At 70.2% G+C, this 23,617-nt stretch carries 15 protein-coding genes; 11 read left to right on the top strand and 4 right to left on the bottom strand.

The window, feature by feature from the left end:
- The first annotated feature begins 50 nt into the window (after positions 1–50).
- From G4D87_RS10790 to G4D87_RS10765, 6 genes are all read left to right on the top strand, one after another.
- Positions 51–920 (top strand): 2-oxo acid dehydrogenase subunit E2, encoded by an 870-nt coding sequence (locus G4D87_RS10790; RefSeq protein WP_163781601.1) that lies wholly within the window; start codon positions 51–53, stop codon positions 918–920.
- A 188-nt stretch (positions 921–1,108) separates the two neighbouring features.
- The gene (locus tag G4D87_RS10785; RefSeq protein WP_163781599.1) at positions 1,109–3,172 is read left to right on the top strand and encodes an alpha-amylase family glycosyl hydrolase; all 2,064 of its coding nucleotides are present in this window, start codon (positions 1,109–1,111) and stop codon (positions 3,170–3,172) included.
- Positions 3,172–3,663: a GFA family protein gene (locus G4D87_RS10780; RefSeq protein ID WP_240358181.1), complete on the top strand. Its 492-nt coding sequence runs from the start codon at positions 3,172–3,174 to the stop codon at positions 3,661–3,663. Before G4D87_RS10785 ends, G4D87_RS10780 begins: the two co-directional genes overlap by 1 nt.
- Before the next feature lie 199 nt (positions 3,664–3,862).
- A complete protein-coding gene (locus tag G4D87_RS10775) occupies positions 3,863–5,386 on the top strand; it encodes an SDR family oxidoreductase (protein WP_163781594.1) in 1,524 nt (507 codons plus the stop codon).
- Between the two features lie 24 nt (positions 5,387–5,410).
- Positions 5,411–11,959, top strand: a complete 6,549-nt coding sequence (locus tag G4D87_RS10770) for a type I polyketide synthase (protein ID WP_163781592.1) — start codon at positions 5,411–5,413, stop codon at positions 11,957–11,959.
- A gap of 24 nt (positions 11,960–11,983) precedes the next feature.
- Positions 11,984–13,060 carry a fatty acid desaturase family protein gene (locus G4D87_RS10765; RefSeq protein WP_163781590.1) on the top strand — a complete coding sequence of 359 codons (1,077 nt, stop codon included), beginning with the start codon at positions 11,984–11,986 and terminating at the stop codon, positions 13,058–13,060.
- Positions 13,061–13,122: 62 nt separating this feature from the next.
- On the opposite strand, the gene G4D87_RS10760 is transcribed toward G4D87_RS10765, so the two are convergent.
- Both G4D87_RS10760 and hutH read right to left on the bottom strand, forming a co-directional pair.
- Positions 13,123–13,674, bottom strand: coding sequence for a dihydrofolate reductase family protein (locus G4D87_RS10760; protein ID WP_163781588.1), 552 nt, complete (start codon positions 13,672–13,674; stop codon positions 13,123–13,125).
- Positions 13,675–13,793: 119 nt separating this feature from the next.
- On the bottom strand, positions 13,794–15,320 hold the full coding sequence (hutH, locus tag G4D87_RS10755) for a histidine ammonia-lyase (RefSeq protein WP_163781586.1): 1,527 nt from the start codon (positions 15,318–15,320) through the stop codon (positions 13,794–13,796).
- A 135-nt stretch (positions 15,321–15,455) separates the two neighbouring features.
- On the opposite strand from hutH, the gene G4D87_RS10750 reads away from it, so the two are divergent.
- Positions 15,456–16,733, top strand: coding sequence for an aspartate kinase (locus G4D87_RS10750; protein ID WP_163781585.1), 1,278 nt, complete (start codon positions 15,456–15,458; stop codon positions 16,731–16,733).
- 4 nt (positions 16,734–16,737) lie between these two features.
- A complete protein-coding gene (locus G4D87_RS10745) occupies positions 16,738–17,154 on the top strand; it encodes a ComEA family DNA-binding protein (RefSeq protein ID WP_163781583.1) in 417 nt (138 codons plus the stop codon).
- A 104-nt stretch (positions 17,155–17,258) separates the two neighbouring features.
- Here the strand turns inward: G4D87_RS10745 and G4D87_RS39325 are convergent, their stop codons facing one another.
- Positions 17,259–17,411, bottom strand: coding sequence for a hypothetical protein (locus G4D87_RS39325; protein WP_240358180.1), 153 nt, complete (start codon positions 17,409–17,411; stop codon positions 17,259–17,261).
- 634 nt (positions 17,412–18,045) lie between these two features.
- On the opposite strand from G4D87_RS39325, the gene G4D87_RS10730 reads away from it, so the two are divergent.
- Complete coding sequence (locus G4D87_RS10730) at positions 18,046–19,425, top strand: tetratricopeptide repeat protein (RefSeq protein WP_240358179.1); 1,380 nt, start codon at positions 18,046–18,048, stop codon at positions 19,423–19,425.
- Between the two features lie 167 nt (positions 19,426–19,592).
- A complete protein-coding gene (locus tag G4D87_RS10725) occupies positions 19,593–20,774 on the top strand; it encodes a glycosyltransferase family 2 protein (protein WP_163781581.1) in 1,182 nt (393 codons plus the stop codon).
- A gap of 18 nt (positions 20,775–20,792) precedes the next feature.
- Here G4D87_RS10725 and G4D87_RS10720 read toward each other — a convergent pair whose 3' ends face one another.
- The gene (locus G4D87_RS10720) at positions 20,793–21,641 is read right to left on the bottom strand and encodes a CHAP domain-containing protein (protein ID WP_163781579.1); all 849 of its coding nucleotides are present in this window, start codon (positions 21,639–21,641) and stop codon (positions 20,793–20,795) included.
- Positions 21,642–21,776: 135 nt separating this feature from the next.
- On the opposite strand from G4D87_RS10720, the gene G4D87_RS10715 reads away from it, so the two are divergent.
- Complete coding sequence (locus G4D87_RS10715) at positions 21,777–23,468, top strand: HEAT repeat domain-containing protein (RefSeq protein WP_240358178.1); 1,692 nt, start codon at positions 21,777–21,779, stop codon at positions 23,466–23,468.
- Positions 23,469–23,617 lie beyond the last annotated feature (149 nt).

Here is a 23,617-nt window from a genome sequence, read left to right as displayed (position 1 = left end):
CGGGGGGCCCGCCCTTCCCTTGGGGTGGGCCATGCGGCGACACTGGGGCCATGGCGCATCTGGAGTTGATCCCCAAGCGGGACCTGTCGAGCTTTCGCAAGCTTGCGATTGGAAGTTGGAAGACGGCGTACGACCCCACCGTCTACGGGACGCTGACCGTCCGCATGGACAAGGCGATGGCGTACATCGAGGCCTTCCGTCAGCGCACGGGGGTGCGGCTCACGGTGACGCACCTGGTGGCCAAGGCCATGGGAGAGGCGCTGCGCCGCTGCCCGGACGCGAACGCCATCCTCCGCTTCAACCGCATCTACCTGCGCCAGCGCGTGACGCTGTCCACGCTCGTCGTCCAGACGGACGGCGGCAAGGTGGACCTCACGTCGGCCCGCATCGAGGACGCGGACAAGAAGAACCTGAAGGAGATCGCCAACGACCTGGAGGAGGCGGTGCGCCGCGTCCGCGAGCGCCGGGACGTGGCCCTGGAGAAGGGCAAGGGCACCATCCAGAAGATTCCCTACCTGTTCCTCAACACCTTCACCTGGCTCCTGTCCTTCTTCATGTACACGCTGAACCTGGACATGAGCCGGTTCGGCATGCCGAAGGACGCCTTCGGGTCCGCCATCATCACCAACGTGGGCTCGCTGGGGCTGGACACGGCCTACGTCCCGCTGGCGCCGTACACGCGCGTGCCCATCTTCGTCGCGCCCGGCGCGGTGAAGGAGGTGCCCGTGGTGGAGGACGGCAAGGTGGTGCCGGGCAAGGTGATGAACATCAACGCCACGTTCGACCACCGCTTCATCGACGGGTTCCACGCGGGCGTGCTCGCCAACACGCTCCGGGAGATGCTGGAGAACCCGTTCGAGAACTTCGACGCGCTTCCGGACGCCGCTGATGCGGCTCCGGTCGCCGCCGCCGTGGGGTAGGGGCGGCTCACAGGCCGCTCGCGTCACCTCCGCGAACCGCGTCAGAGCCGGGGATTCATGGCATCCCTGGAAACTGTCGGCTCAAATGTCGGACATCAGCGGAAATTTGCGCCGGGCGGACGCAACCTCGCCTCAGGTCAGCCGATACTCGGGGAGCCCCCACTCCTCGCACGAACAACGGCCGAGCCATGACCTCCCGGATCCCTCAACCGAGCCGTCCCGCCACCGCCAAGACCTCCGCCCCGCAGCGCGCCGCTGAGCCGCGCGCGAAGGAGCGTCCGGCGGAGGCCGCCACCGCCGCGCCCCAGCGCGCCCCGGTGAAGGACTTCTTCGACGACGCCCGTCAGACGCGCAACGCGGAGGCCCAGCGGCACACCGCCACGTTGGCGGGCGGCCGCGGGACGGGCGCGCAGTCGCTGCCGCACACCTCTGGGACGCTGTTGCCTGAGCCCCTGCGGATGAGCGCCGCCGCGGTGCCCACGCAGCCCTCCAGCCGCCCCGGCATGGGCGCCATTCCCTACGATGGCGGCACGATGTTCCGCGTGTGGGCGCCCAACGCCCAGCGCCTGCAGGTGGCGGGTGACTTCAGCAACTGGCAGGCGGTGGAGCTGCAGCGCGAGCCCAGCGGCAACTTCTCGCTCGACGTTCCCGGCGCGAAGGCGGGGGATCAGTACCAGTTCGTCATCCAGGGCAAGCACGGTGACTGGCGCTGGAAGGGGGACCCGCGCGCCAACGACGTCACCCACTCCACCGGCAACTCCATCGTCGTCGACCACAACGCGTACCAGTGGAAGCACGACCACGACTTCCGGATGCCGCCCTGGAACGAGGCGGTCATCTACGAGATGCACGTGGGCACCTTCAACGACGAGCCCGGTTGGGGGCCCGGCAACTGGCAGAGCGCCATCGACAAGCTGGACCACCTCACGGACCTGGGCATCAACGTCATCAAGATGATGCCGACGGCCGAGTTCGCGGCGGACTTCAGCTGGGGCTACAACCCGGCGTTTCCCAACGCGCCGGAGAGCGCCTACGGCACGCCGGACGACCTCAAGCGCTTCGTTGACGAGGCGCACAAGCGCGGCATCGGCGTGGTCATGGACGTCGTCTACAACCACCTGGGCCCCAGCGACCTGCCGCACTGGGACTTCGACGGTGAGACGTACGGCAAGGGCGGCAGCTACTTCTACACGGACTGGCGCGCCAAGACGCCGTGGGGGGACACCCGGCCCGACTACGGCCGCCACGAGGTCCGCGACTACCTGCGCGACAACGCGCTGATGTGGCTGCGCGACTACCACATGGACGGCCTGCGCGTGGACGCCACCAAGGAAATCCGGATGGCGAGCGGCGTGGACAACCCCGAGGGGTGGCAGCTGCTGCGCGACATCAACGACGCCGTCAACCGTGAGTTCCCCCAGAAGATCGTCATCGCCGAGGACCTGGGCGCCGACGGAGCCCTCACGCACCCGGACGGGGCGAACTTCGACAGCCAGTGGGACGCCAGATTCGTCCACCCGATGCGTGAAGCGCTGACGGCGTTCTCCGACAGCGACCGGGACATGAACGCCGTCGCTGACGCCATCCGCTTCAAGTACAACGGCAGCGCCCTCCAGCGCGTCATCTACACGGAGAGCCACGACGAGGTGGCCAACGGCAAGCAGCGCCTGCCCAGCGAGGTGGGGGGCTGGGACGCGGGGGGTTACCACGCCAAGAAGCGCTCCATCATCGGCGCCGCGCTCACCATGACGAGCCCCGGCATTCCGATGATCTTCCAGGGCCAGGAGTTCCTGGAGGACGGCCACTTCCAGGACGCGGATCCGCTCGACTGGAAGAAGAAGGAGACCTTCGCCGGCATCAACCAGGCGTACACGGACCTCATCAAGCTGCGGCGCAACTGGAACGACAACACCTCCGGCCTGCGCGGTGAGAACGTCAACGTCCACCACGTGAACAACAACGACAAGGTCGTCGCCTTCCACCGCTGGGACAAGGGCGGCGCGGGCGACGACACCATCGTCGTGGTGAACATGGGCGGCAAGCACCTGTCCAACTACGACCTGGGCCTGCCCGCCGACGGCACCTGGAAGGTGCGCTTCAACAGCGACTGGCAGGGCTACTCCGGTGACTTCGGCAACGCCCAGAGCTTCGACGTGGGCGGCCGGTGGAACGGCAAGGACGGCATGCCGGCCAGCGGCACGCTGAACAACCTGGGGCCCTATAGCGTGCTCATTCTCTCCAAGGACAAGTGATGAAGCTCGAAGGCTCCTGCCACTGTCGCGGCGTGCGGTTCAGCGTGGAGACGCATCACCCGTCTCCCTTCATGCGGTGCTACTGCTCCGTGTGCCGCAAGACGCAAGGGGGCGGAGGCTTCGCCATCAACCTGTCGGGGGACGCGAGCTCGCTCAAGGTGCGTGGCCGGCAGCACCTCAAGGTGTACCGGGCGCGCATCCAGAATCCGGAGGACGCGAAGGCGCACAAGAGCAAGGGGCAGCGCCACTTCTGTGGCCGGTGCGGCTCCGCGCTGTGGCTGTATGACCCGACGTGGCCGGAGCTGATTCACCCGTTCGCGTCGGCCATCGACACGCCGCTCCCGGAGGCGCCCGAGCACGTCCACATCATGCTCGAGTTCAAGCCGGACTGGGTGCCCGTCCAGGCGGGCAAGAAGGACAAGAAGTTCCAGCGCTATCCGAAGGAGTCCATCGCGCAGTGGCATCGTCGCCACGACGCGGAAGTGGACTGAGCTTCGAGGCGGCGAACCCGCGGGCCATCGTCCGCGCCACGGCCGAGCCGCCAGCGCAAGGACGAACTTGCGTCCGCCGGAAATATTTCCCGCGTGCGAGCTTCTGCGTGCGCTGAATGTGCGGGGACATCCGCCTCCGCAAGTCGTGTCAGACCCCTGATGCATTCATTGCCGCGAACCGGGAAACCAGGGGTCGGCAATGACAACATACGCAGCGCATCAGGGCACCCACGCGGTCGAGCACGTTCTCCAGCGGATTCGCCGTTGTGCCGCGGACGTCACGCGGTATCCCGTGGACATCCTGACGGCGGACGCACAGCTCGAGGACGAGCTCGGCATTGATTCCGTCAAGCTGGCGGAGATCGCGGCCGTGGTCGGGCGCGAGTTCGACATTCCGTCGGAGCGGCTGCCCCGGGGCGCTCAGGCGCGGACGTTGGGCGCGATGGCGGACGTGGTGGCGCGGTTGCTCGCGGACGCCCGGCCTGCCGCCGTCGCGACGCCTCCACCGGCGCCTGTCGTGGCTCCCGTGCCCCCGGCGGCAGCCGCTGCCCCGCCGGTGGCGGACCTGGAGGCGCGGGTCCGTGCCGTCTTCGCTCGGGTGACGCGCTATCCGGAAGCGCTCTTGACGCCGGAGGCGGACCTGGAGGACGAACTGGGCGTCGACTCGGTCAAGCAGGCCGAGGTGATGGCCGTGCTCATCAAGGAGCTGGGGCTGACGGATGCTCCGCAGCCTTCCCAGCGGCTGCGGACGATTTCCTCCATCTGCGACATGGCGCGCGCCCGGCTGTCGGTCGCGGCGCCACCGGTGGTCGCGACGCCCGCGCGCGAGGACCGCGCGCCGCGCCAGGCGCCGCCTCCCGCCGTGCTGCCCTTCGCGGGGAAGGTCGCGTTCGTCACGGGCTCCGGGAAGGGGATTGGCAAGGTCATCGCGGCCCGCCTGGCCAGCGCGGGGGCGACGGTGGTGGTGAACTCGTTCCACTCCCGTGACGAGGGAGAGCGGACGGTGCAGGAGCTTGTTGACGCAGGGGGGAAGGCGTTCCACGCCTGGGGCTCGGTCGCGCAGGAAGAGCACCTGGACCGGATGTTCGCCAGCATCGAGGCGCAGTTCGGCGGGTTGGACTTCCTGGTGTGCAACGCGTCCAACGGCCTCATCGGACCGTTTGACCGGATTACCCCGCGCGACTGGGACAAGGCGTTCCGGACGTGCATCACGGGGACCTATGAGTGCGCCATGCGCGCGCGGCCCCTGATGGCCCGGCGTGGTGGCGGCAGCATCGTGACGATGTCCACCTCCATGTCCCAGCGGTACATGCACGACCTGGGCTGTCAGGGCGTGGTGAAGGCCGGGGTGGAGTCCTTGACGCGCTACCTGGCCGCGGAGCTGGCCCAGGATGGCATCCGGACCAACTGCGTGTCCGCGGGGCCGGTGCATGGAGAGCTGCTGCGCATGTTCCCCGACGCGGCGAGCCGGGTCACCCGCTGGGAGACGGCCACGCCAGGCGGGGAGCTCTGCACCGCCGAGGATGTCGCCGACGTCACCGAGCTCCTCCTGGGGCCCAGGACGCGCCGGGTGAACGGCGCCATCTGGGTGGTGGATGCGGGGCTCTCCAGCACGGTGGACGGGCTGCTGCCGGGCGCGCCGGAGGCTCGGCGCCCCGTGGCGCAGCGCGCGTCTCGCACCCATGAGCACGACGTGCGAGCGCTCCTCGCGCTCGATTCCTGAACCCTCGTACCGGAGCCAAACGCCATGGGTTACTTCGCGGTCCCGTACGACATTCATTTCGATGACACGATGGCCTACGGGAGCCATCACTTCCTCACGAACTTCAAGTTCCAGTGTGCTGGGCGGGAGCACCTGCTCTTCAGCCCGGACGTGTTCGACGTGCCGGAGTTCCGGCGCGACTTCGACCAGGTGCTGCTGCTCACCTATGAGGGCTACTCGCGCAACCTGGCACCGGCCAACCTGGGAGACCGGTTGGTGGTGCTGACGACGCTGGAGGAGCGGGGAGAGGTCTCCATCCGCTTCTGCTTCCGGACCTTCAAGAGCGATGGGACGCCGGTGGCGTGCGGCTTCCAGACGGTGCTCTGTGCGGACCGGACCTCGGGCGCCCTGTGCGCGTTTCCCGAGTCCTTCCTTCGGTGCTTCGACTCCCTGTCGGGCATCTTCGAGCGCGCCGGGGCGCGGAGCTTCCGGGACTGCGTCCAGCAGGGAGGCTCGGCGCTCAAGGACGTGTTTCTGGAGCCGCTCCGGGCGCTGGCGAAGTCGCTGCTCGCGGACCCGGCGTCCCTGGGGACGTCCCGCGTCGTTTCGCTGGAGGGGGCGCCCGCGGCGCGTATCGCCGAGCGGCCCGAAGCGCTGGTGCTGCCGCCGGGGGCGACGGCCTTCCTGTTCGCCGGGCAGGGGTCGTTCGAGCCCGAGCTCTACCTCCAGTTGAAGGCGCTCGAGCCTGACTTCGGCGAAGCGCTTCAGGGGGTCGCCGCCGCATGTCGTGCGGCCGGGGTGGAGGCGGAGCCGTTGCTCGCCGCGCGTGACGTCTCGGACGTCCGGCGTGCGCTGGAGCAGCGGCCTCAGCTTGACCAGCTGGGCATCTACCTGTCCGGAGTCCTGGGGGCTCGGTGGATGCAGCGTCAGGGGGCGCGCCCGGACGTGTTCGTGGGGCACAGCTTCGGGGAGATTGCCGCGATGACGGCGGCGGGCGCGCTCGACTTGCCCGCTGGCGCGCAGGTGGTCTGCCAGCGCATCCGGGCGCTTCAGGTGCTTCCCGACGACTTCGGGACGCTGGCGGCGGTGGCGCTCGGTGAGCCCGAGGCCGTCCGCGCCATCGCGGAGTGCGGCGCGTCGGGGTTGCACGTCGCGGGACGCAACCATGCGCGGCAGACGGTGGTCGCTGGGGCGCGCGGTCCGCTCGAACGCCTCCGCGCGCTGCTGGAAGGCCGGGGGCAGGGCTTCACCTTCGTTTCGAGCCGGTACCCCTTCCACCATCCAGACCTGGCGCCGGCCGCGAAGGCCTTCCGCGAGCTGCTGGGCCGTGTGCCCATGCAGGCGCCGCGTGGCCGCGTCTATTCGCCCATTGAGCGGCGCGCCTATGTGGGCGGGCAGCCCGAGTTGGCGGATGCGCTCGCATCGCACCTGGTGCGCTCGTTCGATTTCCTGGGGACGGTGGAGACGCTGTCCCGCGCGGGGTGCACGCGCTTCGTGGACTGCGGGACCACGGGCGTCCTGGCGCGCATCGTCCAGAAGATCATCCCGGCGGAGGCGGCTGCCGAGGTGAGCGTCATCAGCAAGCTGCTTCCGGCCGAGCCGAAGTCCGTGGACGCCGCCGCGGTCGACGACAGCGCCATTGCCGTGGTGTCGCTGGGCTGCATCCTTCCCGGGGGAGCGAAGGACCCGGAGACGTACTGGCAGAACATCCGGAAGGGCATCAGCGGCATCGTCGACCAGGGACTGGTGCGTCCCGAGCTGGTGACGGACTTCGCGGGCCCCGCGGGGACTCCCGACCGGACGTACACCCTGCTCTCGGGGTGTGTGCGGGACGAGGACCTGGTCCCGCCGCCGGGCTTCGACTCGGCGCGGTTCCAGCAGTACGTCCGCGAGCAGAAGCTGCTGGCCATCGCGCTTGCGCAGGCCGTGCGGGGACTGAGGGCCATGGCCTCGAAGGCGCCCGCGCGCATCCAATGCCTGCTGGGTTCGACGGCGGAGGGGTCGGCCGAGTACGACGCCGCGCTGAGCGTGGAGGCTGGAGAGGCACTGCTGTGTGCCAGGGGAGAGCGGGTTCAGGACGTCGCGGCGCTCGCGAGCGCGGCCCGCGAGGCCTTTGGGGTGGACGCCATCTCCAGTGACCTGGCGCCGCATCCCACCTTGCAGGCCGTAGTGACGGACGTGGTGGGGCAGGGCGTCGCCACCACGCTGCTGGACGCTGCCTGTGCGTCGTCGCTCTATGCCATGGCGCTGGGCATGAAGGCGCTCGAGCGTGGGGACGCGGACCTGATTCTCGCGGGCGGCGTGTTCTCGCCGGGCCCTGGGAACAGTTGTCTGTTCTCCCAGTTCAACGGACTGTCCGCCACGGGGAGCCGGCCGTTTGACGCGCGTGCGGACGGCGTCATCTTCGGTGAGGGCGCGGGCGTCGTGGGGCTGATGCGCTTGAAGGACGCCGTCGCGGCGGGGCACCGGGTCCATGCCGTCATTCGCGGCGTGGGGCTCTCCAGTGATGGACGGAGCAGCTCGGCGAACGTGCCCCGGTCGGAGGGGCAGGTGGCCGCGATGGAGGCGTGCTACTCGGGAGCCCAGGTGGACCCGGCGAGCGTGCAGTACGTCGAGGCGCACGGAACGGCCACTCCCGCGGGGGACGCCACCGAGCTCAAGTCGATTGCTCGCGTCTTTGGGGGCAAGCGCAGCGGCGTTCAGCTCGCCAGCGTCAAGGCGCTGATTGGCCACGTGGGCTGGGCCGCGGGCGCCGCTTCGGTCATCAAGCTGTGCAAGGCGATGGAGGATCGGACCTTCCCGGTGCAGTCCAACTTCGATGCGCCCGGTGCCGCGCTGCGCGCCATGGGGCCGGGCTTCGAGGTGAACACGCGTGAGCAGCCCTGGCCGGAGAACGGCGAGTTGCCTCGTCGTGCCGCCACCAACGGCTTTGGCTTCGGCGGAACCAACGCCCACCTGGTGCTGGAGGAGTACCGGGGGCCTTCGTCAGCGCCGAGGTCGCGCGAGGGCATCTCGTCGGACGCCGAACTCGTGGTCGTCGCCGCGGAGGGCTTGTTCCCGGATGGACGCGGGCGACCCGAAGCAGGTGTTCCCGTCGAGCCAGGCACGCGCTTCGACGTGCAGGCACTGCGCCTGCCGCCCACGGTACGCCTGCTGCCCGACATCTCCGAGGACATGGATGCGACGCAGCACCTGGGGCTCGTGGTCGCGAGCGCGCTCGTCCAGAAGCTGGGGACGTTCGACACGCTCCGCGCGGGGACGGCCATCGTGTTGGGGCTCGAGGGCAAGACGCGCCGTGGCGTCGAGGCCGTCCAGCGCGTCCTGTCGTTCACGCTGCAACGGCGCTTGCGGGAGAAGGCGCGTCGCGAGCCCGCGTCCGCCGCGGTGCTGCCCCTGGCGGAGCGTCTTCACTCCGCGGTGATGGGGAGCCTCCGTCCCTCGGGGCCGTACACGCTCCAGGGGATGATGCCGAACGTCACGCCCGGCCGGGTCGCGGGGGCGCTCGACGTCAAGGGGCCCAACTTCGTGGTGGATGCGGGGGCGGCGTCGTCTTCGGCGGCGCTCCAGGCCGCGCGAGGGCTGCTGGAGAGTGGCTTCGAGCTGGTCCTCGTGGGCAGTACGCACATCGGCAGGCCGGGTGAAGTCAGGGGGGCACAGCAGCCCGAAGAGGGCGCGGCGCTCTTCGCCGTGACGACGGCGGAGAAGGCCGGAAGGCTCGGCTTGAAGCCCATGTGCCACCTTCAGCTTTCGACTCGTGGCGCGAAGGGAGCAGGGGCGGGGGTCGACCTGCCACCGCACTCGGCGGCGGAGAGCCTGGCGCTGCTGCGCGCCGTCCAGGCGGCGGCGGAGGGTCGTGCTGAAACGCTGCGGTTCCACGCCGATGCCGCGACGGGGCTCCGGCTCGAAGTGCAGCTCCGGCCGATGGCGGACGGGCGGAATGTCGAAGGCGAGCGGCCTTCGCAGGGGGCGCGAATCGACGCCCCGACGCCGCCTCTGCGGACGCACCTTGATGCCGTGACGGACGGCCGAAGCGAGCTGCCGTCCCGGCCGCCAGAGGGAGCGCGGCTTGCTACTTCCCGTTCCGCTGAGCCCGCGCCGTCTTCTGGCGAAGGCGCGGTGGGGGGCTTCGACCATGCCGCGCCCATTCAGTACCTGTCGCCCGTGTTGGTGGAGCGGCCGGCTGGGAAGACGCGGCCGTCACCTCTCAGAGGCCGTCGGGTGCTGTTCATCGCGGAGGACGTGGCGCTCGCGCGCGAGCTCGCGGCCCGGGCCGATGCCCTTTGTGGCGCGGAGCACCTGATTCTCTGCCCGGGGACAGGTTCGGACGCGGGACGCCTCCGGTACGTCGACCTCACGACCGACGCTTCAGCGGAGGCCGGACTGGCCGCGCCTGGCTTCGAGCCCGAGGTCATCCTCGCGGTCAGCCGCATCGAGGCAGGGGTGCTCGAGGCCGCGGTGGTCGCGGACACCGCGATGAAGCACGGGGCCCTGGAGTTGCTCTTCCTGGCCGCCCGTCGCGCGTATGAGCGCCTGTCTCGTGGTGAAGTGGAGCTGGCGAGCCTGTGCATGGGCGCAGTGGGCGCACGCCGATGCCTGCATCCCATGTCGGGGCTGTTCGCGGGAATGCTCAAGTCCATCGGACGGGAAGTGCCTGCCCGGAACGTTCGGGCCATCTCCACCACGGCCATGCCGATCCAGGAGGCGCTTGAGCTGGCCGAGGCTGAGCTGGGCTCGGAGGTAGGCTCGGAGATGGACGGGAATCACGCCATCGAGGTCTGCTTCGATGGTCCGGTGCGCTGTGTCCGCGTGCTGCGGGTGACGGACGTCACGGCGGACCCGGGTGTGACGCTCGATTCGCGCTCGGTGGTCCTGCTCACGGGCGGCGGGCGGGGTGTCACGGCGGTCCTCGCGGGAGCGCTGCTCAAGCGGTTTGGATGCAAGGTGGTCCTCGTAGGCCGGAGCGACCCGGATGAGGCACCCCTGCGCGTGCTCCAGGCCCGAGAGGAAGACCTGCCGGAGGTGGAGCGGGAGTTCTATGCCTCGGAGCTGGCCAGCAATCGGGGCGTGCGGATGCCGGAGCTGCGCAAGCGCTTCGAGCGCTTCCTGGCCGCTCGCGAGCTGAAGGCCACGCTGGAGGGCCTGAGCCAGCTCCCAGGTGAGGTGCTCTACCGGGCCGTGGACGTCACGCGCGCGGCGGACGTGGACCGCGTGGTCCAGGAAATCGTCGACACGCATGGGCGGCTGGACCTGGTGGTGCATGGGGCGGGCACGCAGACGTCCAAGAAGCTGAACCGGAGGCAGCTCGGGGAGCTGCGCACGAACCTGGGCACCAAGCTGCTGGGGCTCCGGAACCTGCGGGAAGCCTGCGTGAGCCGGCTCGCGCGGCCGGTGCCGTTCCACGTCCTCACCTCCGCGTTCAGCTACATCGGGAATGACGGGCAGGCGGACTACGGCGCGGCGAACGAGGCGCTGGACCGGCTCTGCGCCTGGGTCAGCGACGCGAACCAGGAGGTCCGCTGGTGCAGCGTGGGCTGGTTGGCCTGGGACGGAATCGGCATGACGCGGGGCTCGGAGTACCGCGTGCTCGGTGCCAGCCGGCATCTGCGTGGCATCCGAGCGGAGGAGGGCGAAGCGCTCTTCCTCCAGCTCGTGGATGGGCGGCCTCGGCAGGCCATCAACGTCCAGCTCACGGAGAGCGAGCGTGCCTATTACGCGCTGGAGGTCCTGCCCGCGGAGGAGGCGCGTTCCGCGTCGGCCGGGCCCGTGCAGCGCGAGCTGGTCGTGGACGCGGCGAGTGTGCCGTGCCTGGAGGACCACCTCGTGCGTGGCACGCCCACGTTGCCTGGGGCCTGGGCGTTGGACCTGATGCTTCAAGCCGCGGTGGGCAACGGGCGACCGGAGCTGCGCACCGTCACCATCGAGGACGTCCGGTTCTCGCGCTTCATCCGCGTCAAGCCGGGAGGCCGCCAGCACTTGCGCGCCGAATGCACGCCCCTCATCAATGAGCCCGGACGTCATGGCGTGCGGGTCCGGCTGATGGGGGACATCGTCCATGCCTCGGGGGTCGTGCTGGAGAAGGACCTCGTCTATGCGGAGGCGCGGTTCACGCTGACGGCGGAGCCGCCTCGGGGCACGCCGGAGCTGGATGCGGCGGCGCCGTCGGGACAGGCGCTGCGGGTCCACGACCCGCACTGCGCCACGGGGGCGCCCATCGAGCTGCGGAAGATGTTCGACTGCCTGGAGGAGATTCACATCGAGCCGTCGGCCCGGTTCGCGCGGTTGGGGCTGCCGACCGAGCCTCGTCAGGCGGGCAGCACCGTACCCGCGCTCGTCCTGGATGCCGCCTTGCGGCTGAGCGCGATGCACGTGGATGGGGAGTCGAGCGCGGTGTTCGCGCCCATCCAGTTCCAGCGGGCCACGTTCGACCGGGGCCTGGTGGACGTCCGGGGAGGTGCGCCGCTTCACCTCTCATTGAAGGCGCTTCCGCCGCGAGTGGATGGCGACCTGTTGGAGTGCGGCAGCGTCGCGGCGCTCGACGAGGCGGGGCGGCTTCGGATGTTGCTCGAGGGCGGCCTTGCGCGGCCCATGGCTTGAGACCTCCTTCCTTCGGGTGAACGCATGAGTTCTTCGATTCCGCAGGCGGGCTTCATTCCCGCCGATGACCCCCGGCGGCTGCGGTCCGAGCTGCGCCGGGTGATGCCGCCGGAGTCCTTTCAGCCGCAGCCCCTGCGAGGCGTCATCGCGCTCGGGCTGGTTCCGGTGATGGTCGCCTTGATGTGGGCCGCGGGGAGCGGGCGGCTGCCGTGGTGGGCGTGCCTGCTCATCTCGTTCGTGCTCGGGCAGTTGGTGACGGCCGTGGGGCTGGCGGCGCATGAGGCCCTGCACCACGCGGTGTTCCGCAGCAGGGCGCTCGAGAGTCTCCTGGGCTGGGTGGGCTTCAGCCCGTTCCTGGTGACGCCTGGGAACTGGCGGGCGTGGCACGTCCAGGCGCACCACAGCGCGGCGAACGTCCTGGTTCGCGACCCGGACATCCTGCCGCGTCAGAGCGAGTGGCGGACCCAGCGGTTCGCGAAGGTTTTTCATGCGATGTCCCCGGGCTCGGGCACGTTGCTGAGCTTCGTCAGCTTCAGCTTCTTCTTCACCGCCCAGGGGCAGGCGTTCCTCTGGCACCACAGCCGGTTGCCGCAGTTCAAGCATGTGCACATGCACCGGACGCGGGAGCGCATCCTCACGGTGCTCGTGGCGCTGGGCTGGGTCGCGGTGGGCTGGTGGATGGGGCCGCTAGGGGCGCTCTATGCGCTCATCCTTCCGCTCCTCATCGGCAACGTCACCTTGATGATCTACATCGCCACCAACCACTGGCTGCTGGCCGCGCACGAGGAGTCCGACAACCCCTTCGTGAACACGGCCAGCGTGGCGACGCATCCGGTGATGGACTGGCTGCACTACAACTTCAGTCACCATCAGGAGCACCACATCTTCCCGGCCATGAGCCCCAAGTTCGCGCCGCTGCTTCGCAAGCATCTGCGCGAACTCAACCCCGAGGCGTCCCAGGTGTACCCGCACCTGCACGCGCTTCGGATGTTGTACCGGCGTCCGGCGCTCTACTCCGAGGATGGACAGACGCTCATGGCGTCAGTGGGGACACCGTCGATTCCCACGGACGAGCTGCGTCGCCAGCTCAAGGCCACGTAAGGCGCCTCGCCGGCGGCTGCCTTCACGACGTACTGCGCTCGCCGTCTTCATTCAACGAACCCCTACGCCGCTGCATAGGTGACCACCAGGTTTCCGCAGCGGAACGCGCGCTGTTCCAGGAGCCGCAGCTTGCATGGCTTCGTGAAAACCGTGCGCCCGCCACCCAGCGAGACCGGGACAATCACGAACTGGTACTCGTCCACGAGACCCGCCTCGCCGAGTTGTGCGGCCACGCTGCCGCTGCCGAGCAAGGCGATGCCGGGTCCATCGCTCGCTTTGAGGGCGCGCACGGCCTCAATCAAATCGCCCTTCAGGAGCTGCGTGTTGCTCCACGTCGGCTGGATCGTCCTCGACACGACGAACTTCGTCGCGGCGTTCATGCCCTTGGCGACGACCGGCATCTGCTGCATTGCGAGCGGCGTCGGCCAGTACGCCTCCATCATCTGGTACGTCTTGCGGCCGAACAGCAACGCGCCGCGCGAACGCGCGTTACTCCCAACCCAGTCGGCGAACTCGGGATCCTCCCGGCCAGCGTGCGCCCAGCTCATGTCGCCGTTAGCGTCGGTGAAGTACCCATCGACCGAGATCGATTCGAAGACCCGAAGTCTCTGCATGCCTGCCTCCACTGGATGGCTACGTCGAACGTGAAGTGAACGGCCTGGATGCAACGAGCGGAGGTGCTCGGATCCAGGCCTTCACCAGCGCTGGGCGCTCGATGTTCTTCGTCCTGGCGTCACGCCGTGGCGGAGCGCACCGCCGCGAGCAGCTCGCCGGAGTCGACGAGCTGGGTCACCGCCTCGATGTCCCGGTGCAGCTCTCGGTCCTTGTCCATGTGGGGGACCTTCGAGCGGACCAGCTCGTACGCCGCGAGGGCGCCCTTGCCGGGCTTCAGCGGCAGGCGGAAGTCCAGGGCCTGCGCCGCCACCAGGATTTCAATCGCGAGGCACGAACGGGCGAAGTCGCTGACCTGACGGCCCTTGAGCGCCGCCGTCATGCCCATGGACACGTGGTCCTCGCGGCCCGCGGACGACGGAATCGAGTCCACGGACGCGGGGTGGCTCAGCACGCGGGACTCGGCCACCAGCGCCGCGCTGGTCACCTGCGCAATCATGAAGCCGGAGTTCAACCCGGAGTTCTTCGCCAGGAACGCGGGCAGGTTGGACAGCGCCGGGTTCACGAGCTGCTCCACGCGCCGCTCGCTGATGGACGACAGCTGCGTCAGCGCCATGGCCACCACGTCCATGGCCAGGGAGATGGGCTGGCCGTGGAAGTTGCCGCCCGACACGATGCGCTCCGTGTCCGCGAACACGAGGGGGTTGTCCGTGGCGCTGTTGACCTCCACCTCCAGGATGCGCCGGGAGAACGCGATGCCCTCGCGCGCCGCGCCGTGCACCTGTGGCATGCAGCGCAGGGAGTAGGGGTCCTGCACCTTGCTGCAGTGGATGTGTGACTCCACCAGCTCGCTGCCCGCCAGGATGCGCCGCAGGTGCGCCGCCACGTCCTTCTGGCCCGGGTGCGCGCGCACGTCGTGAATCTCAGGGATGAAGGGCTTGTGGCTTCCCAGCAGGCCCTCCAGCGTCATGGCGCCCGCGACGTCGGCGAGGTCCGCCAGGGACTCCGCGCGAAGCTGGAGCAGGGTGCCCACGGCGCACATGGCCTGGGTGCCGTTCACCAGGGCGAGGCCCTCCTTGGCCTCCAGCACCACCGGCTGCAGGCCCGCGCGCTCCAGCGCCTGCTTCGCGGGCATCCGCTGGCCCTGGTAGAAGGCCTCACCTTCGCCGATGAGGACGAGCGCCAGGTGCGCCAGCGGGGCCAGGTCTCCGGAGGCGCCCACGCTGCCCCGCTCGGGGACCACGGGCACGACCTCCCGGTTCAGCATGTCCAGCGCCAGGGCCAGCGTCTCCATGCGGATGCCGGAGTAACCCTTGGCGAGCACGTTACAACGCAGCAGCAGCAGCGCCCGCGCTTCCGGAAGGGGGAGGGGCGTGCCGACGCCACAGGCGTGGGACAGGATGAGGTTGCGCTGGAGGTCGCGCAGGTCCTTCTTGTCGATGCGGACCTCGGCCAGCGTGCCAAAGCCGGTGTTGATGCCGTAGGCGGGCGTGTCTCCGGCGGCGACGCGGTCCACCAGGGCACGCGAGGCCCGCACGCGGGTGGCGGCGTCGGGCGACAGCTCCACGGTGGCCTCGTTGCGAGCCACCTGGAGGATTTCCTCGAGCTTCAGGGTGTCACCGTCGATGAGGATACGGGGGCGCGACATTCGGGGCTCCAAGGGGTGCGGCGAAAGGGCGGGCACCCTAGCGTAAACGGGCGCGGGGGTGCTGGCCGGCGCTTTACACCCGGCAGCCGGGCTCGTATAGCTCCCGCCCGTCTGAAGAGGGAGGTTGCAGGCGCCGTGGCACTCATCGTCCAGAAGTATGGCGGTACCTCCGTAGGTGACGTGGCCCGCATCAAGAACGTGGCCCTTCGCTGTCTGGCCGCCCAGGAGGCCGGGCATGACGTGGTCGTCGTCGTGTCCGCCATGTCCGGCGAGACGAACCGGCTGCTGAAGCTGGTGACGCAAATCACCGACCGGCCGGACGAGCGCGAGCAGGACGTCGTCGTGGCCACCGGTGAGCAGGTCACCATCGGCCTGCTGGCCATGGCCATCCACGCCCAGCAGGGGAAGGCGACCAGCTTCCTCGGGCACCAGGTGCGCATCGTCACCGACAGCACCTTCTCCAAGGCGCGCATCAAGAGCATTGACGCGCAGCCCATCCGCGCCGCGCTGGCCCGGGGGCACATCGTCGTGGTGGCGGGCTTCCAGGGCGTGGACGAGTCCGGCAGCGTCACCACGCTGGGCCGTGGCGGCTCCGACACCACCGCCGTGGCCGTGGCCGCCGCGCTGAACGCGGATGCCTGTGAAATCTATACGGACGTGGACGGCGTCTACACCACCGACCCCAATATGGTTCCGTCCGCGCGCAAGCTGGACCGCATCACCTACGAGGAGATGCTGGAGCTGGCCAGCGTGGGCGCCAAGGTGTTGCAGATCCGCTCGGTCGAGTTCGCCATGAAGTACAAGGTGCCGCTGTGGGTGAAGTCGTCCTTCACCGACGACCCCGGCACCCTCGTGTGTGAGGAGGACAGTTCCATGGAGGATGTGCTGGTCCGCGGCGTCGCGTATGACCGCAACGAGGCGAAGATCATGGTGTGCGGCGTGCCGGACGTCGCGGGCGCCGCGGCGAAGATCTTCGGTCCGCTCAATGAGAAGCACATCGTGGTGGACCTCATCGTGCAGAACCCGGCCAAGGACGGCCGCACGGATGTGACCTTCACCGTGGGCAAGACGGACTTCGTCACCGCGCAGGAGGTGGTGCGGAAGGTCGCCGAGGAGATTGGCGCGTCCGGCATCGAGACGGACGGGGACATCGCCAAGGTGTCCATCGTGGGCGTGGGCATGCGCAACCACTCGGGCGTGGCGGCGCGGATGTTCCAGGCGCTGTCCGCCGAGGGCATCAACATCCAGATGATCTCCACGTCGGAGATCAAGGTGTCGTGCGTGGTCCACGCCAAGTACACGGAGCTGGCCGTGCGCGCGCTGCACACCGCCTTCGGGTTGGATCAGCCCCTGCCGCCGGAAGGCGTCTCCGCTGTCTCCGAGACGGCGGCCCTGATGGGCGAGAAGGTCTGAGCGAGTGGCGAGCCGCACCGCCGCGCTCGCCGCCGTGGCGCTGGGGGTGTTGGGCGTGGGCATGGTCGCACGCCTGCGCTGGCCGGATGCGGCGCCCGCGTTGGACTGCGCCGCTGAGTCAGTGCGGATCCGTCCGGATGGTGTGGCCGTCTGCGGTGACGGCGCGGTGCCGACCGGGGCCCAGGCGCTGGCCCTGGGGCGTCCGTTGGATTTGAACTCGGCGACCGAAGAGGAGCTTGCCCTGCTCCCGGGCGTCGGGCGTTCCCTGGCGCGGCGCCTCGTGGAGGCTCGCGAGGAGCAGGGCGGGTTCAAGAGCTGGGATGACGTGGATGCCGTCCGTGGCGTGGGTGCTGCCAAGTTGCAGACCCTTCGGGCAGCCGCGGCGCTGGGAGCGCCTCCGGACGCCGGGCCCGTGTGGTAAGCACGTCAAGTGCAGATCTCGTGCCCTCAGTGCTCGATGCAGTACGTCCTCGACTCCCGCTTGCTGCCACCGGGCGGCGCCTCCGTTCAGTGCACGCGCTGTGGTCACGTGTTCAAGGCCGCGCCACACGGCGCGCCGCCGCCCTCGCGTTCGACGCCGGCGGTGACGGGCGAGGCGGGGCCCGCGCGCTCGAGCATGAAGTCCACGCAGCTCTTCGCGGGGACGCCCCCTGGCGCCACGGTGGGTTCGTCCGTCACGACGACGACGCAGGTGTTCGGCGCGGGGGCCGCGGAGCGTCCGGCGCAAGCGCCTTCGCCGGGGACGACGCAGTCGTACGGTGTGGTGGCCTCGAAGGGGCAGGGCGCCGACAACGCGACGCAGGCGTTTGGAGCGGTGCCTCCCGTAGGAGCCCCGCAGCCCGCCGGGGCCGCTCCGGCAGCGAGCAACGCGACCCAGGCGTTCGGAGCGGTGCCCCCTGTGGGCAGGACGCAGGCCTTCCCCGCGGCGCAGGGCCCGCGGCAGGCAGGCAACGCGACGCAGACGTTCGGCGCGGTCCCCCCGGTCGCCTCCGCGCCGCGGACGCAGGCGTTCGGGACAATCCCTTTCAGGGGACCGGCGGCCGATGCCGGCGCCTCGCCGCAGGGCGGGGCTCCCGGAGCCGGGACACAGGCGTTCGGCGCGGTGCCTCCAGTGGCACCTGCGATTCCCACTGTGGGAAGGACGCAGACCTACGGCGCGGTTCCCGGACAGCAACCTGGGTCGCCAGGGAGCGCCGGACCTGGCTCCGTGGCACCACCAGGTCAAGCGACCCAGACCTTTGGTGCGTACGCACCTGCGCGGGCTGACGCCTCCATGACGCCAGACCCGGGTTCTGTGCCCACGCCTCCTCCCGTGAGCCCGATTCCGCGGGTTGCCTCCCAGGGCGCCGCCTCGCCGGACGGCGTCCCCGTTGCATTCGCCGCGCCTCCCGCGAGCGACTCCGTGGCGCAGCTGGGGCGCAGTCAGACGTTCAGCGCCGTTCCGCCGGCTGCCTCCGAGGCGCCTGTGGGGTCGAAGCGGATCTTCGGCTCCGTGCCGCCCGTTCCCATGCCCGCGCTCGGTGCCGCCGAACCCGTCGCGGGCGTCCGGTCGACGAGCCCCTTCGGTCTGTCGCCGCTGTCCGGCGCTGAGGGTGGCATCCAGCTCCCTCCTGAAGCGGCGCCCACCGCCACGCCGGGCACCGGGACAGGGGGGCTGGGCGCCCTCGAGGACGCCAGTGGCTCGGACCTGGGCCCTCTGGCCGGGGCCACGTCGCGCCGGGCTCCGCTGGAGCTCCCTCCGGACCTGATTGCGTCGACCCGTCTGTCGATGGACGGCGCGCGAGCGTTCGAGAACAGCAGCGCTCAACGAATCCGTCCCCGCGTCGTCCTGGCCAGCCTGGTCGGGCTCATCGTGGTGGCCTCGCTGGGCTACGTCGCGCTGAAGAATCGCGGGGTGGAGATTCCCGCCACCGTGGTGGAGGCGACGGACCGAGCATCGGTGCTGCTCCGTCGGGATGACGCAGCCTCTCGCGAGCAGGCCATCGAGCGGCTGCGAGCCATCGCCAGCGCGAATCCCGGCTACGTCGACGTCCAGGCCGAGCTGGCGGTGGCGCTCACCCTGAAGCTGTCCGACGTCCAGGCCGATGCCGAGCGGCTGCGGCTCCGGGGCGATGCCATTGCCCGGGGGCTGGAGGCCGCGGCGAAGATGCGCGTCCTGGCCGAACAGGTGGCTCGCCGCACCTCGCTCCAGCAGGAGCAGGAGGCCACCGCGCGCGACATGGCGTCCCTGCGTGTCACCACCGACACGCTGCGCAAGGAGCTGGACGTGCAGGTGTCCCAGCTGAGCAAGGCGCCGGAGTCCGAGCCGCCCAGCGCCGCGGCGGCGCGGCTCAAGGCACGCGCCCTCCATGCCTCTGTCCTCGCGGCGCCGGACTCCCTGGCCCTGGCAGAGCGTCTGCGCAACACGGAGAGCGCACCGTACCCGTGGAGCACACTGGTTCGGGCCGAGTACGCGCTGAGCGCCGGGTCGCCGCCGGAGTCGCTCCAGGCGGTGGCCAAGGAGCTGGAGGCGCTGCGCCAGGCTGACAGCACGCTGCTGCGCGCCTACCTGCTCGGTGCGCGCGTGGCGCTGAAGCTGAAGGACACGGCCACCGCCCGTTCACTCCTGGACGACGCCGTGGCGCTGAACCCGAACCACCAGGCCGCGGCCCGGCTGATCGCGCAGATTGACGCGGACGCCGCCTCGCCCTGAAACGACGACCGCGTCCTCGGGCGCGAGGGCTGGAGAAAGTCCAGTCCCTCACCCAGCGCCGAGCCCTCCGTGGCGCCACTGCGTGTGATTTCAAGCGCGTGGAAGAGGCACGCCTCTTGCTGAACCTGGATCCGTTTCGAGGACTGGGTGCTTGGGAGGCAGGGTTGATGGCGGAGGTCTTCTTCTGGGGTGCGGTGCTGCTGCTCGCGCACACTTACTTTCTCTACCCCTTGAGCCTTTTTTTGCTCGAAGGGGCCGCGCAGGTGCTCAAGAACGCCCGAGCTGTACGGCGCGCGGAAACAGTCAAGCAGGGCTCCGGCGGGCAGCGGGCGTTGCCCTCGGTGAGCCTGGTGGTGGCGGCCTACAACGAGGTCTCGTGCATCCAGCAGAAGCTGGAGAACAGCCTCGCGCTGGCGTATCCGGCGGAGCGGTTCGATGTGCTCATCGGTTCGGATGGTTCGTCGGACGGGACGGATGACATCGTCCGCGGCTGCTCCGACGCGCGGGTGCGGCTGTCGCCGGCGCCTCGGGCGGGCAAGACGACGGTGCTCAACCGCTGCATCCCCATGGCGCAGGGGGACATCGTCGTCCTCTCCGACGCCAACACGATGATTGAACCCGAGGCCATCGAGCGGCTGGTGCGCCACTTCGAGGACCCGGAGGTGGGGGCTGTCTGCGGCAAGCTGCGGCTCTACAACCCCACGAAGCAGGACTACGAGGAGAGCGCGTACTGGAGCTACGAGTCGCTCATCAAGATGTATGAGGGGCGGCGCGGCGCGGTGGTGGGCGCCAACGGTGGCCTCTATGCCATCCGGCGCTCGCTGTTCACCCAGCTGCCGCCGTCCACCATCGTGGACGACTTCGTGATTCCGCTGCGCATCCTGGAGCAGGGCTACAAGGTCGTCTACGAAGAGCACGCCGTGGCGCACGAGGAGACCACGGAGGATTACGGCAAGGAGTTCGGCCGCCGGGCGCGCATCGCCGCGGGCAACTTCCAGAGCATCCGCATGGTGCCCGGGCTGCTGCTGCCGACCGCGGGCTTCCCGGCCTTCGCCTTCTGGTCGCACAAGCTGCTGCGCTGGTGCGCCCCCGCGTTGATGGGGCTGGCGCTGGTGGCGAACCTGTTCCTGCTGGACCGGCACTTCTACCAGTTCACCCTGTTCAGCCAGGCGCTGTTCTACGCGCTCGCGTACCTGGGGAAGACGGGGGTGCTGAAGCGGGGCACGGCGAAGAAGGCCGCGTCGGTGGCGTACTACTTCGTGACCATGAACCTGGCCATCGTCGTGGGGTTCTGGCGCTTCCTGCGCAACTCGCAGCGCGCCGCGTGGGACCGGACGGCGCGCGCGTAGTCGGAACCCAGGAGCCCGTTACCGCAGTGCCACGGGGACGGGCTTCTGGGCCTTGGGGCGCTTGGGCAGCACGCTGCCGTAGCCGCCGAAGAGCTGCCCGGTGAGGACGGGCGCGCGGTGGGGGCCCGGGTGCCGGAGCATGTCGTTGAGCACCTCGCCCGTCTTGGGATCCCTCCGAAGGTGCGGGCGCTCCAGGTTCATGCGGTAGCGCACGACGCCGCGGCGCACGCGGTGGATGACGGTGACAGTCCCACTGGCGCTCACGTTCTCCACGATGCCCACGTGGGTGAGGCCGTCATTGCGGCGCCCGTCGCGGTTCTGGTCATACGTCTCGTTGAAGAAGACGAGGTCGCCCGGGGTCGGCCGCTCTTCCGAATACACGCGGCCGCGCGAGCGGGCGAAGCGGTACATGGCGGTGACGCCGTTGTCGCCGGGCCGCACCGTGCCCCGGAAGGTGACGCCGGCCTGGGCGTAGACGCCTTCGATGAGGCCCGTGCAGTCGGACGGGTACTTCCGGCCGTTGAGCGAGACCTGCGTCTTGCCCACCAGCGAGCGCGCCGTGGTCACCACCTTGGCGCGGGCGTCACCGGCCACGGGGGTGGGGCGCGTGGCCCGGGCCGGCGTCGCGCGGGACTTTCCACCCGGCGCCCTGGCCGGGCGGGCGGCCACCTTGCCGGGACGCTCCGCGGGCGCCTTGCGGTTCGCGGTGGCCACCTGCTTGGAGAGGGACTCGCGCGGGAAGGCGGGCGGGGAGGCGGAGCGGTAGCGAAGACTGTAGGAGTCCAGCCACGGCTCCAGCGGCGCGCCCGTGGTGGCGCAGCCGGTCGCCAGCGTGGCGAGGATTCCCATCAGCGTGACTGTCCTCATGGTGCGACCTCCCTGTAGCGTCCTGGGGGCACATGGTCCGCCCGGGAAGCTGTGTCGTCAAAAAACCTACCCAGGCAACCGTCCGTCCAGGCTCGGGTTTCCGGGTGGGCGCGGGTGCGGTATTGCTCCAGGGACATGGCCTCCTTTCGCCGAGCCCTCGCCGTCCTGTTGCTGGCCACTGGCTGCATCCCCTCGCCGTATGACCGCGCGGCGAAGTTGGACACCATCGACGGCTACCGCGCCTTCCTTCGCGAGCATCCCACGCACGCGGACACCGACGCGGCCGAGGGGCGGCTGGAGGAGCTGGAGTTCGAGGAAGCCAGGCGCCTGCACACGGTGATTGCCTACAAGCGCTTCCTGGAGGCGTACCCCGACGCGTCCCAGGCGCGCACGGCGAAGACGCTGCTGGAGGGCCTGCGCTTCAATGGGGCGAAGGAGACGGACTCCGTCGCTGGCTGGCGCCAGTTCCTCCAGGAGCACCCGGACGGCGTCCAGCGGGACGAGGCGAAGCGCCTGCTGGCGGAGGCGGAGGCGCGCGAGCTGGCCACCACGGAGGATCCGCGCAAGCTGGCGGAGTACCTGCGCGCGTCGCCGGATGATCCCCGCCGCCAGGACGTGGAGGCCCGCCTGGATGACCAGGCGTTCGCCCAGGCCAAGGCCTCCGGCGCGACGAAGCTCTTCGCGTACCTCAAGGAGCACCCGGCCGGCGCGCACCGTGAGGAGGCGCGCGTCCTGCTGCTGCAACTGGAGGTGGAGGGCCTGCTCGTCTCCGGCCTGGTGGACGAGGCCGAGGCCCGGGTGAAGGCCCATCCCCTGGGCCCGAAGCTCACGGCCTTCCCGGCGCGGCTCGCCCACGCCCGCGCCGAGCGCGCCGCCCTGGCTCGGCCGGAGCCGCTGGCCCAGGCCGCCCACGTGGGGCACTACCTGCGCGGGGTGGAGGACCTGAACCGCGCGCTGGTCGCGCCCGACGCGCTGGACCGTTGGCAGGCGGCGGAGGAGCTGGGCCAGCACGTGTCGGTGCGCGTGTTGGATCCGCTGCTGGAGAGCCTGCGCGCGGCGCGCAACCCGCTGATCCGCCAGCACGCCCTGGAGTCCCTGCGCACGGTGCTGGCGGCGCTGCCCAGGCCGGTGGCGGAGTACGAGGTGGCCTCGCGGCTGGACGCCCTGCGAGCGCGCGCCAACAGCGCGGAGCTGTACCTCACGGTGGCGGTGCTGCTGGACCTGTCGGGGCAGCTGGCCCAGGCGTCCACGGAGTACCAGCGCGCCGCCGAGTCGGGCGTGCCGGATCCGGTCATCCTCCGGCGCTGGGTGCAGATTCGCGAGGAGCGGCGTCAGCACTTCTCCGCGGCGGTGGCGGCGCGGCAGCTGGCGCTGTGGTCGCTGGAGGTGGCGCAGGAGGAGCCGGTGACGCCCGAGGGCCGCGTGCCTCTGGCGTCGGCGCGGCAGCTCTGCGCGGCGGCCGTCAACGCGAGCTTCGCCGTGGCGGCCATTGCCCGTGCCCGGGGCGCGAGCACCGAGTTCCCCGAGGACCTGGCGGAGTTCGAGCGCAAGGCGCTGGACGCCAGGCGCCTGGCGGACGCGCGGCTGGCGGACGCGGAGCTGCTGCTGCGGGAGCAGACGCCCGGCGTGAAGACGTGCGCGGACCGCGGGGTGCGGGAGCGCCTGGAGAACGGCGTGAAGGAGCGCACCGCCGCGTTGGACTCGGTGGCGACGAAGCTGCCGGAGGTGGGGCGGCTGCTCCTGGAGGTGGCGCGGGCGCGGGATCCGTCGCCCCAGGTCCGCGCGGCCGCGTCCGCCCGGCTGACCGCGCTCAAGCCCGTTCCCTGATCCGGGTGTCCCGGGGCGCCGGGGCGGTTAGAGTCTGCGCCCCCATGGCCTCCCGCACCGATACGCTCCAGGCTCCGGCCGCGACGCCCTCGCCGCGGATCGACTACGCCGCCCTCCTCAACGAGGAGCAGCTGCGGGCGGTGGAGGCG

Source organism: Myxococcus vastator (assembly GCF_010894475.1).
In the GTDB taxonomy this organism is placed as follows: Bacteria; Myxococcota; Myxococcia; order Myxococcales; family Myxococcaceae; genus Myxococcus; species Myxococcus vastator.
Note: the sequence above shows the minus strand (reverse complement) of the source record. Positions and strands in the feature narration are given on the sequence as shown.